The organism is Thermococcus sp. (assembly GCF_027011145.1).
In the GTDB taxonomy this organism is placed as follows: domain Archaea; phylum Methanobacteriota_B; class Thermococci; order Thermococcales; family Thermococcaceae; genus Thermococcus.
The window spans coordinates 1-12,965 of the sequence record NZ_JALVAO010000039.1 but is presented as its reverse complement, the minus strand read 5'-3'; the positions used below and the strand labels follow the sequence as shown (position 1 = coordinate 12,965).

Sequence of the window (12,965 nt, the reverse complement as noted above, 5' to 3'; positions counted from 1 at the left end):
GGAGAATGAAGGAGGAAATGAGTTCAGTCGATATCCGCTACGTCGTTAGGGAACTTCAATGGCTCCTCGGTTCTCGCGTTGACAAAGTCTATCACGATGGGGACGAGATAAGGATTAAGCTCCGCACGAAGGAGGGAAGGGCCGATTTAATACTCCAAGCTGGAAAGAGATTTCACCTAACGAGCTACGTCAAGGAGGCCCCTAAACAGCCGTCGAGCTTCACGATGCTCCTCAGGAAGCACCTGAGTGGGGGCTTCATCGATGCAATAGAGCAACATCAGTTCGACAGGATTGTGAAAATCAGGGTTGGCGATTACACCCTCATCGGGGAGCTCTTCAGGAAGGGCAACATCGTCCTCGTTGACTCGGAGAACAGGATTGTGGCGGCTCTAAGATACGAGGAGTACAAGGACAGGGCCATAAAGCCCAAAGCTGAGTACAGGTTCCCTCCGGCCAGAGAAAATCCGCTTGAGGTAAGCTTCGAGCGCTTTCTTGAACTTATGCGGGAAAACGAGGAGCTTGAACTCGTTCGCGCTCTGGCGAGAAAGCTCAACATGGGTGGCCTCTACGCGGAGGAGATTTCAATAAGGGCCGGTTTCGAGAAGACGACTCCGGTTAAGGAGCTCAGCGACGAGGACCTGAGAAAGGTCTACGAGGCGATGATGAAGACCTTTAACGACGAGCCAAGGCCCAACATAGTCTTCAAGGACGGCAACATGCACGATGTAGTGCCTATAGAGCTGAGGGTCTATGATGGACTCGAGAAGAAGTACTTTAAAACATTCAGCGAGGCCCTCGATGAATACTTCGGCAGGCTCACAATCGAGAAGGCCAAAATTGAGAGGACGAAGAAACTCGAAAGCAAGAAGAGGCAGTTGCTGGCCACTCTGAAAAAGCAGGAGGAAATGCTGAAGGGCTTTGAAAGGGCAATGAACGAGAACCAGGAGATAGGCGATTTAATCTACGCTAACTACTCCCTCATTGAGCGTCTCCTTCAGGAGTTCAGAAAGGCCACGGAAAAGCTCGGCTGGGAGGAGTTCAGGAAGAGAATCGAGGAGGGCAAAAAAGCTGGAAACAGGGTTGCCCAGATGGTTAAGGGGATTGACGCGAAAGAGAAGGCCGTAACCATAGAACTTGAGGGGAGGAAGGTAAAGCTATACCTCAACAAAAGCCTCGGCGAGAACGCCGAACTCTATTACGAGAAGGCCAAGAAGTTCAGGCACAAGTACGAGGGAGCTTTGAAAGCCTACGAGGACACGAAGAGAAAGCTAAACGAAGTGGAGAAGCTAATCGAGGAGGAGATGAAGAAGGAACTCAACGTGAGAAAAATCGAGAGGAGAAAGAAGAAGTGGTTCGAGAAGTTCCGGTGGTTCGTTTCGAGCGAGGGCTTTCTTGTTTTAGCTGGCAAAGACGCGAGCACAAACGAAACGCTTGTTAAAAAGCACATGACCGAGAACGACCTCTACTGCCACGCCGACGTTTACGGCGCCCCTCACGTTGTCATTAAGGACGGACAAAAAGCCGGAGAAAAGACGATATTCGAGGCCTGTCAGTTCGCCGTCTCGATGAGCAGAGCGTGGAGTCTGGGACTTTACTCGGCCGATGCCTACTGGGCGTATCCGGAGCAGGTGACGAAGCAGGCCCCCAGCGGGGAATACCTCGGCAAGGGAGCCTTCATGGTCTACGGAAAAAGGAACTGGCTTCGCGGATTACCGCTAAAGCTAGCTGTAGGAGTCATAAACTACGAGGGCGAGGACTACGTCGTCTGCGCACCGGTTGAAGCCATCAAGGCCCACACGAAGCGCTACATCGTCATAAGACCTGGGAGGCTCAAGAAGGGTGAGCTCGTGAAAAAGATACGGGCAATCCTTGAGAGGTGGGGCTACAAGGTCAGGGAAGAGGACCTGAACGCAATCCTTCCGCCGGGAGGGGGAGAAATAGTGGAGGTAGTGGGTTAGACCAGTTCCTTCCCCGTTCCGGTCATAACGAGCTTACCGTGCTTTACACCCTTAAGGCTCAAAAGCCTGTCCGCTATCTCCTTTATTCTGCTCGCCTTGCCCTTTACAATGACTACCTCAAGGCAGTTGTGCTCGTCCATGTGGACGTGAATGCTTGAAACTATCTCCTCAAGGTACTCGTGCTGTAAGTCAAGGAGCTCTTTAACAACGTCCGCCTCGTCATGGTTGTAGAGCATCGTTATCGTCCCCGCAACTTCTGAATCGCCGGTCTCCCACTCGTGCCTGATTATGAAATCCCTCATCAGGTCCCTTATCGCTTCGCTCCTGTTAACGTAGCCCTTCCTCTCAATTATCCGGTCGAACTTTTCGAGGAGCTCCTCAGGTACGGAGACACCGAAACGAACCACTTTCATAACACCACCAACTGAAGTGATGACACGACAGTTATAAATCTGTTCCAAAAGTCTTTTATCCGAACCGGAGTAGTTTCGAGCATGAGGGATGAGCTTTACTCGATAGCGCGGAGGGAGTTCGCCGAGGATTTAATCTTTGAGGTTGGAGAAACCCCCATTACGCTCTCAATAAAGGGCCTTCTCATAGCAAGGGTCGAGAATGAGGGCTACAACTTCTCGTTCTTCGAGGTTACCGAAACCGAAACTGTCCTGGCAGTCCAGATGAAGGGTTTCATAGTTTACATCGCCATCGAGAGCGATGAGGAACTTGATGAGGAGGAGTACGCCGAGATTGGGAAGGCTCTGCTCGAACACCTGACCCCGAAGATTGCCCTGCTCGTGACTAAAGCAGAGAAGCTTTACAACGGAAAGGCCGATATTCTGCTCGACGATGGAATGTCACCGGAGCTCAAGGAGTTCTTCTACTCCCTCCTCCTCAGGCACAGGCAGGGGAAGAGCCCATACGAGCAGACTGAAGTGGCGTGAGGTGTTGGAATGAAGGGAACGCACAGGATTCTGGCAATCATCGTTATCGCGCTCATATCCGTTGGTATTGCAAACTACTCACCCAAGGGCTGGGAGAACCGGGTGAGAGAGAACGTTAAGCCGGCCAAAAAACCCTCCTTCTGGGGCCTCACCGACCCTCCGGTTCTTCAAAACGTGAACTGGAAAGAGGAAGGAAACGTTGAGATGGCGATGCTTCCCGGAAATGCTGGAGGAGAACTAGAAACCCAGCTAAGGGCCCTCGGCTACTATCCCGTTTACGCCAACTGGAGCACCTGCAGGTGGACAATCTGGAGGGGAAAGAGGGCGTACTACGTTGGGGAAACGTACAGTGGAATTCTAATCGTGAGGGGAAACCTGAGAGATGTTGTTGAGTGGGCCAATGAAAATTCCCGTTGCGGAAAGCCGGGTCTGATGACAAGGGTTATCGGCCCCAGCCCGGAAAAGGCGCTCTCCTACACGGTCTCACTCATAGGAGAGGCACTGGAAAGAGACGGCAAAATCGCCGTTCCCTCGGAATGGGACGGAAAAATCCCCTGGAACCTGGCGAACTACAGCCTAAAAACAGGCAACGTGAGCATACTCGTTCTAATCTACGCAACAGAAGAACAGCTCGACTACGCGAGGTCTCTCGTTGAGGGAAAAACACTCTGTACCCATGCCCTCGGTTATTATGCCCTCCTCGTGTTGAAGGGACCAACTTGGGATGTATCACAGGCCTACAACTTAATCGAGGGCGTTTTCAAAGTAAGAGAGACCTCCTGCGGGTGATGGGTATGAAGAAGGTACTGGCACTCGTTTCAATACTGATTCTGGCGGGATTAATTTACTGGCAGTACTACTACATAAAACCCGTGCCAAAACCAGGAATCTGGGGTTACGGTGACCCACCAGTTTTAATCAACCTGAGCTGGGAGAAAGTGGGAAGCGTTGATGTACTCAACATGACCTCAGAAAACGCGAGTGAGCTCTATGGAAAGGTGATACAGCAACTTCAGGACGTCGGTTACTCAATGACTCAGGGTAACTGGAGTAAGGTAACCTGTCAGTGGAGCCTCTGGGAGTCCAAGAACAGAACCTACTACATAGCCTACAACGGCTCTAAGTTCCTCGCGGTTAGGGGCCCCTACGATGACGTCATGAAGGCCACAGGAAAAACGTGGCTCTGTGGAAGGCCAAGGAATGGGACAATAACATCATCTCCGAGCCCGTGGAAAACTGCAGAGGCTGTAGCACTTTCAATTGGAAGTGAATTCATGAAAAGGAACATAACGATTAGCCCAGCTAACTGGAGTGGTCCTTTACCAGACTGGTATCTTGCGAAGTTCTCATTTAAGGTCAACATAGGAGAAGGCGTTGATATGCTTATCCTCGTGTATTCAAGCGAGGACCAAGTAAGGTACGCGGAGTACTTAATGAAAAAGAAGGACAGAAGCCTGAGGTTCCTAAGGAGTGACGGGGGTAACTACTACGTTCTCATAGCATTAAAGGGCAGAGACGTTGATGTTGAGAGGGCTATAGAAATAATCCAGGGCCCCTAAGCTTGATTTTTACCCCTTTTTCAGAACGTTTCAAAAACATTTGAAGCCATGGCAAGGGTTATAATTCTTCAAGGCGTAACAACTGAGGAGAGCCATGGCAGTCAAGCTAATAGGCTCCATACTTCTCTCAGCCTTCCTGTCATTCTCAGCGTGGATAGTCCTTCAGCTCAGCTCCATTCTAGGGCTCGTTCTCTTCGTATCGGCAGTCTTCCTTCCAATGGCTATATTCTGGGACTACTACAGAAGGGGATCCCGAATGACCCTTTATTTGACAGTTTCTCTTCTCCTGATATTACTCCTAAAGCCCCCGCCCGGTACAGGCCCAAACGTCGCCTTTGGTCTCCACTTCGCCACGGGTTGCGGAAACGTAGAGACCCTGGCTAGGAATGAAGGGCTCACCTGTTCCTGCAACGAAACAATAGCCCGCTCAACGGTTCACGTCAGCGGTGTTGCATGGAAATCGAAAATAATTGAACTCCCCGTAATAGGTCGTTTTGTAACCGTTTATGAACCCCTTGAAAAGGCCGAGAAATCCTACAGGGAAGCAGTCGAAAGCGCTGAGGCGGAGGGATACCTTAAGCTTGTGGAGGACTACGGGACGTACTCTAACCTTATAAAAGACGCCCTGTTGTTCAAGGGAAACGAGTGCGTTTACATCGCCGAGACACGTGTTCTCGGGGGAGGTCTCGCCGTTATCTCGGCTAGAGGCCCGTGCAGGGGCGTTAAGGGGTTCGCACTCAGATGGCACACAGATTACCTCTGGAACGAGAGCGAACCTCCGATTTTTAAAAGATACAGCTTCAACTGGAGCTCATTGGACGGGGTTAGGGTTGGAAAGTTTATTCCGGAGAACTGGCCGAGCGAGTGGGTCAGGAACACCTACAGGAGCATAGCAATAGAGCTCAAGGGAACCGGATATGTGAAAAAGCTCGAAGGAGAAGACGGGGAATGCAAATGGTCCCTATGGGTGAGGGAAGGGAGGGCGCACTACATTGCAATAAAAGATAAAGAAATCCTCGTCCTGAGCGGGAAAATAGAAGACGTTGAGAGAACTGCCGAAAGGGTATCGCCCTGCGGGCTGAAAAACGGCCGGAAAGCCGAAGGACACACACCCGAGAGAGCGCTCAATGTTGTGGTATCCGAGCTCAACGGGAGCTTTGCCCTCAAACCTGCCGAGCCACCGACCGTTTGGGCCCTCGCGGGGAAAAAGTTCATACTGGGCGAAAACACCACCGTAATCTTCCTCGTTTACGGAACGGGGGAACAGTGCAACTACGCCCGCTATTTGCTCGACACCGGGAAAAACACGACGTCAATCTGCCTCGAAAGTGCAGGATACCTTGTCACAGTGGCAGTTAAGGGGGATACTAAGAATGTAAGCGTTGTCTTATCATCAATAGAGCGACCAAAAAGAACTTAAGGGACTTCATCTTCCAAGAGACGATGCACCATGATTGGCAGGAGTGATTGTTTTTGGCTTTGAAGGTTCCCTTCTGAGCTCCCGCGTTAGTTTAGAGTTCAAAGGGCGGGATTGCTTTTGGCGTTGAACTAAGGGGGGAGTGTTTTTGGCCAACCCATTCTGAGACCTGAGCGCTTCGGTTTAGTCATCACGCTCATTATTCCCTCGCTTTTGGGATTTGTTGAGACGGTTAGTGCTTACTCTCAAGAAATGGAGGTGGTAGAATGAAAGCCGTTCTGCCGGATTCGAAGATACCTAAGAAGTGGTACAACATACTGCCCGACCTTCCGGAGCCGTTGGCACCGCCCCTCGACCCCGAAACAAATGAGCCGATGGAGCCGGAGAAACTGTTGAGGATTTTCGCGGCCGAGCTTGTGAAACAGGAGATGAGCAACGAGCGCTACATAGAGATTCCGAGGAAAGTCCGCGAACTTTACGCCAAGATTGGAAGGCCGACGCCACTTTTCAGGGCCACGAACCTTGAGAAGGCCCTCGGAACTCCAGCCAGGATATACTTCAAATATGAAGGAGCGACCGTGACGGGAAGCCACAAGATAAACACCGCACTGGCCCAGGCTTACTACGCCAAGGAGCAGGGGATTGAGAAGCTCGTCACAGAGACGGGAGCAGGTCAGTGGGGAACGGCTCTAAGCTTAGCAGGAGCGCTCCTCGGTTTAAAGGTCAGGGTTTACATGGCGCGCGCCAGCTACCAGCAAAAACCGTACAGGAAAACCATAATGCGCCTCTACGGGGCGGAAATATACCCGAGCCCGAGCGACAGAACCGAAATCGGACGGAAGTTTTTAGCTCAAGACCCGAACCACCCCGGCGGACTGGGCATAGCGATAAGCGAGGCCATAGAGGACGTTCTGAAGGATGAAAAAGCCCGCTACGCCCTTGGAAGCGTTTTAAACCATGTCCTCATGCACCAGACGGTCATAGGGCTCGAGGCGAGGGAGCAGATGAAGGAGTTCGAGGAGCCAGACGTTATAATCGGTTGCGTCGGCGGTGGAAGCAACTTCGCTGGATTAGCTTATCCCTTCGTGAAAGACGTTCTGGACGGCAAAGCGGACTACGAGTTCATAGCAGTTGAGCCGAGAGCCGCTCCCTCGATGACGAGGGGAGTTTACAAATACGACTTCGGCGATTCGGGAGGATACACACCGAAGATGAAGATGCACACCCTGGGCCACACCTACTACGTCCCGCCAATTCACGCTGGCGGTTTACGCTACCACGGATTAGCGCCAACGCTGAGCGTTCTCATCAACCACGGGATTGTCAAACCAGTAGCATATCACCAGAACGAGGTCTTCCAGGCGGCAGAGCTGTTCGCGAAGACCGAGGGAATAATCCCCGCCCCGGAGAGTGCCCACGCGATAAAAGGGACAATAGACAGGGCGCTGAAAGCTAAAGAAGAAGGAAAAGAGGAGGTCATACTCTTCAACCTCAGCGGACACGGACTGCTCGACCTTCAGGGCTACGAAGACTACCTCGACGGAAAGCTTGAGGACTACGAGCCTGACTACTTCCCGGCCCTTGAGGGCTGATTTTCCTCAGTTTTTCAATTTTTGAAGAATCCTCCTCGGGTGAAAGTTCAGGCTCGCCCTCGCCTCCGGGATTTCCATGCCGATGTTTATCCCGAGGCTCATCAAGTCCCTCGGCGAGCGGACTTCCCATCTGCTCTCGGCCGAGCTGGTTAGAAACCTTGGCACGCGATACTTTCTGGTAAGCTCCCAGACCTTCATCATGAAGCGCAACGTTAGGGCCCTCTCGTAGGGGTTTGCCCTAAGGAGCGGAGCCAGGGAAAAGCCGATGGCAACACCCCTTCGCGAGGCCATTCCTGCCAAAGTATGGTCGAAACCGTAGTCCTTTCTTCCGAGCCAGGGGCTTATCAGGGCATCAACCCTCGACTCAATTGCCGTCCTGGTAATCCTCATGTCACCCCCCTGGACATAGATTAAAGCCCTAAGGTTTCTCCCCTTTACCTCCCTTATGAGGCTCGGCTTTTTGGTGACAATGAGGAGGGCGACTTTACCGTAGGTTTTCCTTAGAGCTTTGACCTCCTCCTTCAGGGAGGTCCAGTCGGGGGAGCTTTTGAGAACGAGCTTTTTTGTAAAGACTACCTCGTCGAACCACTCGTTGGCCAATTCGTAGGCATCTTCGCTCCTAACGTCCATCTCAACGAAGTAGTCCCTTGAGAAAGAAACCTCCTCAGGCCCTTCGCTCATTCCTCCAGCCACTCCCTCACGGCTTTAACCACAGCCTCTTTCCTCATCGGAAAGGCCTTGGCCTTTATCCTGACCTGAACAACATCCGGGCCTTCGTCAACTTTCGCTTCGCCCAGATAGGCCTTCTGCTTGTTGAACCTAACGTAGAGCGTTCCTTCTTCGTCAACCTTCTCATCAAGGTTTTCAAGAATGTATTTCTTGTCCTCCTCGCTCAGCAGTTCCTTGAAGTTTTTGAGAAATGTCCTGACAGCTCTGCTCCTCTTTATCTCGACGTTGACGACCTTTATCGGGTTGCCGAAGAAACCCGTCGTTTCCTCAACGTCGAAGAGAACGTCGTCCTCGTCAATCTCATCGGGAATGAACGTCGCTATCGCCTTAAGGACCTTGTCCTCGTCCTCGGTAGCGTGAATGAACGTGGTAAGCCTGACGTGATGCGCCTGAAGCTTCGCCATCTCTCTTCACCAGGATGAATTGGAAAGGGGGGATTTTAAAAGGTAATCCCACGCTTGTGGGAAATTTTAAATAGTTTTCCCACAAATACCCTATCGGTGGAAAATATGCTAACCCAGATTGATTCCAAAGGGAGGCTTTACATCCCGAAGGCCATAAGGAAGAACCTCCCGAAGGAGGTATACCTCGTTAAGCTCAATGAGGGAATCCTCATAGTTCCCAAACCAGAAAATCCCCTCAAGGAACTCGAGGAGCTCGGGAGGAAGCTCCCCGATAAGTCCATTCGCGAACTCAGGAAGGAAATACTGGAAGAAGCCACGAAAGAAGCGGAGGGCGAGGAATGATATACGCGGACACGGATTTCTTCCTAGCGCTCATGAAGCCAAACGACTGGCTCAAGGAGAACGCGAAGAAAATCCTCGAGCGATACGAAGGCCAGATAACGACATCCGAAACAACGTTTCTTGAACTTCTGATAGTGGCCAAAAAGTACAATCTGGACCCCATAAAACTGACCTCTGCTGTTATGGCGCTGACTGGAATAGAGGAAGACGTCTACCTACGGGCGGCATACTACATGAAAGAGCATGGGCTAAACGCTTTCGATGCTTTCCATGCGGCAAAATGTGGGGGCGTTATAATAAGCTCGGACAAAGTCTACGAGAAGGTTGGAATCAAAAGGATAAAGCTAGAAAACCCAGAGGAAACAGAATAAGAAGGGAAGAGCTCACTTGGTCTTGCCCTTGTTGGCCCTAACGCTGGGCCTGACCTTTTCGGCACCCTTACCCTTGTTCCTCAGGCCGCGACCCTTCTTGCCGGCGCTGGTGAGACCTCTAAAGACCCTGCCCTTGTGGGGCTTGAGGGCTATCCACGCTATCTTCGGGTCGCTCTTTATGACCGGGTGGTGCGGGTCTACCATTATGACCTCAAACCACTTGTACATACCGTCCTCGCCGACCCAGTAGCTGTTGAGAACCTCAAGGTTCGGGAACTTTCTCGCGGCCTTTTCCTCGGCTATCCACTGGAGGCTCTTCTTTGGTGAGTACTTGACCATACCCATCTTGCTCGGCTTCCTTCCGCCCTTCCACCTGGGCCTCTTCCTTCCTCCGCGCCTAACGCGAACGCGAACAACGACGTAGCCCTGCTTGGCCTGATAACCGAGGGAGCGAGCCCTGTCGAGTCTCGTCGGCCTCTCGATTCTCTTAACTACCGGGTCCCTTCTCCACTGAATCATCCTCTTCTTGAGGAGCTCCCCAACGTAGCTCTTCTTGGGGCTCTTCCAGGCTTCCCTAATGTACTTATACATTCCCATCTTGCTCACCTTCCTCGTTTGTGGTTCCCCCTTCCGGGGACATCCCGCGGGCGAACCCGCCTAGTCGGTCGAGTTTCGAGGGTTGGTTTTTAAGGATTGCGGAGAAGTTTGCACGATGAAGGGAAAAAGGCTAAAACTCCAGCTGGCGTTCCTCGTGGTTTACCTCGCCTGGGATGCCTATGCGCTGGTTTATCCCTGGGTAGGAAGGTGGAGCGTGAACGTTCTCCCCTATTTCCTCAAGCTCCCGCTGACGTCTTATCGCTTCGAATACTCCATAGTTAGCTGGACGGTCTCCCACAGGTCAATACACCACGTTATGAGGGCCATTTACAGAGCCGGTTTCGTCGGAAGCTTCTGGCTTCCGGCAATCTACTTCACGCTGAGAGACGAGGAGCGGGCGAAAAGACTTTTCAGGAGGTTTGCATTGGGCTTTGGTCTTCTCGCCCTTTCCTTTGCCCTCTTCCACGTTTACGCTCCCCACGTGGTTTACACCCTTCCAGAGCACTACGCGCTCAACGACTGGACGGCAAGACCCGAGTTCGTTTTTCCATCGCCCCACTGCACGCTGGCCTTCATCGGCCTGCTCTCGGTTCTGGAGGAGAGGAAGAGGGAAACCCTTTTGTTGGCCCTCTTCCTTGCCCTCGTTCCGGTTTCAACGGTCCTCCTAGGGGAGCACTGGGTCTGGGACGTCCTGGGAGGTTTCATTGTGGCTCTGCTCGCGGTGAGGCTTGAGAAAAGGGTTTAAGCCATGCCGGAAAACTGTTCCCGGTGGTGGCATGAGGGTCGAAAAACTCGCTGAACTGATGAAAAAGAAGGGCTTCGACGGAGCGCTCATAAGCCCGGGCTCGAACTTCTACTACCTCACCAGTATAAGGATACACGAAGCCGGTGAAAGACCCACCCTTCTGGCCGTAAACCCTGAAGGGGACTTCCAGATTCTCGCGCCGAGCCTCTACGAGAACGTTATCCACGACGCACCTGTTACGTTCTGGCGGGACGGCGAGAACCCCTACGCTAAACTCGCAACGATTGCTCACGAGCTGGGTATAAGCGGTGGAAACTTACTGATAGAGAACACCATGAGGGCGGATTGGCTGATAGAGCTCAGCAGGACGATTAGGATGAACCCCTATCCATTAAGTCTCGTCATGAGGGAGCTCAGGATGAGGAAGGAGAGGGACGAGATAAGGCTCATGGAAAAGGCCACAAAGGTTGTCGATGACGTTTTCGAGGAGGTTCTGAGCTGGGATTTGGTTGGAATGAAGGAAAGGGAACTCGCCCTAAGGATAGAAATCGAAATTAGGGAGCGCTCCGACGGGATTTCCTTCGAGCCGATAGTGGCGAGCGGTGAAAACGGGGCCAATCCCCATCACGAGCCCGGCGAGAGGAAGTTGAGGAAGGGAGATATGGTTATACTCGACTACGGCGCGAAGTGGAAGGGCTACTGCTCCGACATAACTAGAACGATAGCCCTGGGAGAACCCGATGAGAGGCTCGTCAGGATTTACGAAGTTGTCTGGGAGGCACAGGAGAGGGCCTTTCAGGCCGTAAGGGAAGGCATTCAAGCTGGAGAGATAGACGCAATGGCGAGAAAAACAATAGAGGAAGCGGGATACGGGAAATACTTCACCCACAGAACTGGTCATGGCCTAGGTTTGGATGTCCACGAAGAGCCTTACATAGGGCCGGGAGAGAGGACGGTTCTCGAAAACGGTATGACATTCACGATAGAGCCGGGAATTTACGTTCCCGGCCTCGGCGGTGTGAGGATAGAGGACGACGTTGTCGTGGAGGGAAATGGGAGAAGGCTGACGAAGGCCGAGAGGGAGCTGGTTATCCTTTGAGCTCCCCGTCGCTTAAATTTTCTATTAACCTTCTCGTACGCTCGTCTATGGAGCTGTCCAAGGCCACATAAATCAAACCATCGTTAATCACAGCATAATCTCTCACATCTCCTAGAAACTTCAAAACCGCAAGTCTGTCGTTGTAGAGTAGCAGAAAATCTATGCAGTCTATGACAACAAGACCCTTTGAACCTTTCCTTCTGGCCTCGACCAGGTATTTAACAATCAGATGGCGAAGCTTTTCAAGGGCAGTAGGAGAAACTGAATTCTCAGCCGGTACTGTTGATATCCTAAAGACCGACCAGTGGGGAGGATATTCACGGATTCTGCGGGTTATTAGTAGAACTGGAGACTCCCTGTACTTGTCAAGTATGAACTGAATGTCTTTAACAATTACCAATCCCCTTCCACTAACTTCAGGCGTCTTCCCTCCCTTGAAAAGGCCAGCTGCAGTTACGCGTATAGTGGCCACTGAAAACACGACGGCACCAAGTGTCATCAGAACGAGACCAACCAAAGTCCCACTCAGAGCCTTGTAAAGAAGGAAAACTACGGCTATTGGGACAACTGAGAGGGAAAGTAACAGCCTTTTGAAAGTCCTATAAGCTATATAACCGGTAATCAGCAATATAACTCCTGAATCCCCGGCAATACCGCCCATACCATGCTGAATTGGATATCCTAGAAAGGAAAGAAATCTAAACAAAAGATGAGAAGCGGGAATAAGAAGATACAGAGCAAAGAGATGAGTTTTTGAAGGATACATGTCCCGAATTAGGGAGACAACGTAGAGAGAAACCCCAAGGGCAAAGAAGTACAGGAAAGTTTCGGCCAGAGAAAAGTGCCCCAGAATCCTCAGAAGAACGTGGACACTCAAAAATACCCACCCAAGGGAAGCAAAGGAGAGTTCAACTGACCTCTCCCGAAGTGTCCTGAATAACAGATACCCAGACGTTACAACACCGACAACCAGCATGGGAAACTCAATTTCCAGAGCTACTGACATGCTCTAACTTAATTCCTTCCGCTTTAAGAATTTTCGGCCCAAAAACCTTAAATACTCAAAGCCGTTACTCGCTCCGATGCCGATGAGGGGGGAGTGTCTTCTCCGCTGGCGCTCAAATGCCTGATTTCACCGATAACCCCCCTATTCGTGACTCTCTTCTGGGAAAATTAAAGACAAAGGGAGGTTTTGGAGATGAAAGTAGACTTCA

The 12,965-nt window shown here is 51.6% G+C and carries 15 protein-coding genes; 10 read left to right on the top strand and 5 right to left on the bottom strand.

What is annotated here, in order from left to right:
* The first annotated feature begins 5 nt into the window (after positions 1–5).
* Positions 6–1,958, top strand: coding sequence for a ribosome rescue protein RqcH (gene rqcH, locus MVG27_RS04040; protein ID WP_297549781.1), 1,953 nt, complete (start codon positions 6–8; stop codon positions 1,956–1,958).
* Here the strand turns inward: rqcH and nikR are convergent.
* The gene (nikR, locus tag MVG27_RS04035) at positions 1,955–2,371 is read right to left on the bottom strand and encodes a nickel-responsive transcriptional regulator NikR (protein WP_297470341.1); all 417 of its coding nucleotides are present in this window, start codon (positions 2,369–2,371) and stop codon (positions 1,955–1,957) included. The genes rqcH and nikR overlap by 4 nt on opposite strands.
* 81 nt (positions 2,372–2,452) lie before the next feature.
* On the opposite strand from nikR, the gene MVG27_RS04030 reads away from it, so the two are divergent.
* The 5 genes from MVG27_RS04030 (at position 2,453) to MVG27_RS04010 (ending at position 7,464) form a co-directional block, all read left to right on the top strand.
* Positions 2,453–2,896, top strand: coding sequence for a hypothetical protein (locus MVG27_RS04030; RefSeq protein ID WP_297549779.1), 444 nt, complete (start codon positions 2,453–2,455; stop codon positions 2,894–2,896).
* 9 nt (positions 2,897–2,905) lie between these two features.
* Positions 2,906–3,685, top strand: a complete 780-nt coding sequence (locus MVG27_RS04025) for a hypothetical protein (RefSeq protein WP_297549777.1) — start codon at positions 2,906–2,908, stop codon at positions 3,683–3,685.
* Positions 3,685–4,455 carry a hypothetical protein gene (locus MVG27_RS04020; protein ID WP_297549775.1) on the top strand — a complete coding sequence of 257 codons (771 nt, stop codon included), beginning with the start codon at positions 3,685–3,687 and terminating at the stop codon, positions 4,453–4,455. Before MVG27_RS04025 ends, MVG27_RS04020 begins: the two co-directional genes overlap by 1 nt.
* A 94-nt stretch (positions 4,456–4,549) precedes the next feature.
* Entirely contained in the window at positions 4,550–5,875 is a 1,326-nt protein-coding gene (locus tag MVG27_RS04015) for a hypothetical protein (protein WP_297549773.1), read from the top strand.
* 263 nt (positions 5,876–6,138) lie between these two features.
* Complete coding sequence (locus MVG27_RS04010) at positions 6,139–7,464, top strand: TrpB-like pyridoxal phosphate-dependent enzyme (protein WP_297549771.1); 1,326 nt, start codon at positions 6,139–6,141, stop codon at positions 7,462–7,464.
* Between the two features lie 6 nt (positions 7,465–7,470).
* On the opposite strand, the gene MVG27_RS04005 is transcribed toward MVG27_RS04010, so the two are convergent.
* Together MVG27_RS04005 and MVG27_RS04000 are read right to left on the bottom strand one after the other, a co-directional pair.
* Positions 7,471–8,145 (bottom strand): Ribonuclease P protein component 3, encoded by a 675-nt coding sequence (locus MVG27_RS04005; protein WP_297549818.1) that lies wholly within the window; start codon positions 8,143–8,145, stop codon positions 7,471–7,473.
* A complete protein-coding gene (locus tag MVG27_RS04000; RefSeq protein WP_297549769.1) occupies positions 8,142–8,597 on the bottom strand; it encodes an RNA-binding protein in 456 nt (151 codons plus the stop codon). The genes MVG27_RS04005 and MVG27_RS04000 overlap by 4 nt, the downstream gene beginning before the upstream one ends.
* 105 nt (positions 8,598–8,702) lie before the next feature.
* Between MVG27_RS04000 and MVG27_RS03995 the strand changes: the two genes are divergently transcribed.
* Positions 8,703–8,939, top strand: a complete 237-nt coding sequence (locus MVG27_RS03995) for an AbrB family transcriptional regulator (RefSeq protein WP_297549816.1) — start codon at positions 8,703–8,705, stop codon at positions 8,937–8,939.
* A complete protein-coding gene (locus tag MVG27_RS03990) occupies positions 8,936–9,310 on the top strand; it encodes a PIN domain-containing protein (protein ID WP_297549767.1) in 375 nt (124 codons plus the stop codon). The genes MVG27_RS03995 and MVG27_RS03990 overlap by 4 nt, the downstream gene beginning before the upstream one ends.
* A gap of 12 nt (positions 9,311–9,322) precedes the next feature.
* Here MVG27_RS03990 and MVG27_RS03985 read toward each other — a convergent pair whose 3' ends face one another.
* Complete coding sequence (locus tag MVG27_RS03985) at positions 9,323–9,907, bottom strand: 50S ribosomal protein L15e (protein ID WP_297549764.1); 585 nt, start codon at positions 9,905–9,907, stop codon at positions 9,323–9,325.
* 115 nt (positions 9,908–10,022) lie between these two features.
* On the opposite strand from MVG27_RS03985, the gene MVG27_RS03980 reads away from it, so the two are divergent.
* Complete coding sequence (locus MVG27_RS03980) at positions 10,023–10,652, top strand: phosphatase PAP2 family protein (RefSeq protein WP_297549762.1); 630 nt, start codon at positions 10,023–10,025, stop codon at positions 10,650–10,652.
* Positions 10,653–10,683: 31 nt separating this feature from the next.
* A complete protein-coding gene (locus MVG27_RS03975) occupies positions 10,684–11,751 on the top strand; it encodes an aminopeptidase P family protein (protein WP_297556249.1) in 1,068 nt (355 codons plus the stop codon).
* Here the strand turns inward: MVG27_RS03975 and MVG27_RS03970 are convergent.
* Positions 11,741–12,757: a DUF835 domain-containing protein gene (locus MVG27_RS03970; protein WP_297549895.1), complete on the bottom strand. Its 1,017-nt coding sequence runs from the start codon at positions 12,755–12,757 to the stop codon at positions 11,741–11,743. The two genes, MVG27_RS03975 and MVG27_RS03970, sit on opposite strands and share 11 nt — an antisense overlap.
* Between the last annotated feature and the right edge of the window lie 208 nt (positions 12,758–12,965).

Bases quoted from the DNA above. Each gene is read 5' to 3' on its own strand.
- rqcH (WP_297549781.1), top strand. From the start codon at position 6: ATGAAGGAGGAAATGAGTTCAGTCGATATCCGCTACGTCGTTAGGGAA.
- nikR (WP_297470341.1), bottom strand. From the start codon at position 2,371: ATGAAAGTGGTTCGTTTCGGTGTCTCCGTACCTGAGGAGCTCCTCGAA.
- MVG27_RS04030 (WP_297549779.1), top strand. From the start codon at position 2,453: ATGAGGGATGAGCTTTACTCGATAGCGCGGAGGGAGTTCGCCGAGGAT.
- MVG27_RS04025 (WP_297549777.1), top strand. From the start codon at position 2,906: ATGAAGGGAACGCACAGGATTCTGGCAATCATCGTTATCGCGCTCATA.
- MVG27_RS04020 (WP_297549775.1), top strand. From the start codon at position 3,685: ATGGGTATGAAGAAGGTACTGGCACTCGTTTCAATACTGATTCTGGCG.
- MVG27_RS04015 (WP_297549773.1), top strand. From the start codon at position 4,550: ATGGCAGTCAAGCTAATAGGCTCCATACTTCTCTCAGCCTTCCTGTCA.
- MVG27_RS04010 (WP_297549771.1), top strand. From the start codon at position 6,139: ATGAAAGCCGTTCTGCCGGATTCGAAGATACCTAAGAAGTGGTACAAC.
- MVG27_RS04005 (WP_297549818.1), bottom strand. From the start codon at position 8,145: ATGAGCGAAGGGCCTGAGGAGGTTTCTTTCTCAAGGGACTACTTCGTT.
- MVG27_RS04000 (WP_297549769.1), bottom strand. From the start codon at position 8,597: ATGGCGAAGCTTCAGGCGCATCACGTCAGGCTTACCACGTTCATTCAC.
- MVG27_RS03995 (WP_297549816.1), top strand. From the start codon at position 8,703: ATGCTAACCCAGATTGATTCCAAAGGGAGGCTTTACATCCCGAAGGCC.
- MVG27_RS03990 (WP_297549767.1), top strand. From the start codon at position 8,936: ATGATATACGCGGACACGGATTTCTTCCTAGCGCTCATGAAGCCAAAC.
- MVG27_RS03985 (WP_297549764.1), bottom strand. From the start codon at position 9,907: ATGGGAATGTATAAGTACATTAGGGAAGCCTGGAAGAGCCCCAAGAAG.
- MVG27_RS03980 (WP_297549762.1), top strand. From the start codon at position 10,023: ATGAAGGGAAAAAGGCTAAAACTCCAGCTGGCGTTCCTCGTGGTTTAC.
- MVG27_RS03975 (WP_297556249.1), top strand. From the start codon at position 10,684: ATGAGGGTCGAAAAACTCGCTGAACTGATGAAAAAGAAGGGCTTCGAC.
- MVG27_RS03970 (WP_297549895.1), bottom strand. From the start codon at position 12,757: ATGTCAGTAGCTCTGGAAATTGAGTTTCCCATGCTGGTTGTCGGTGTT.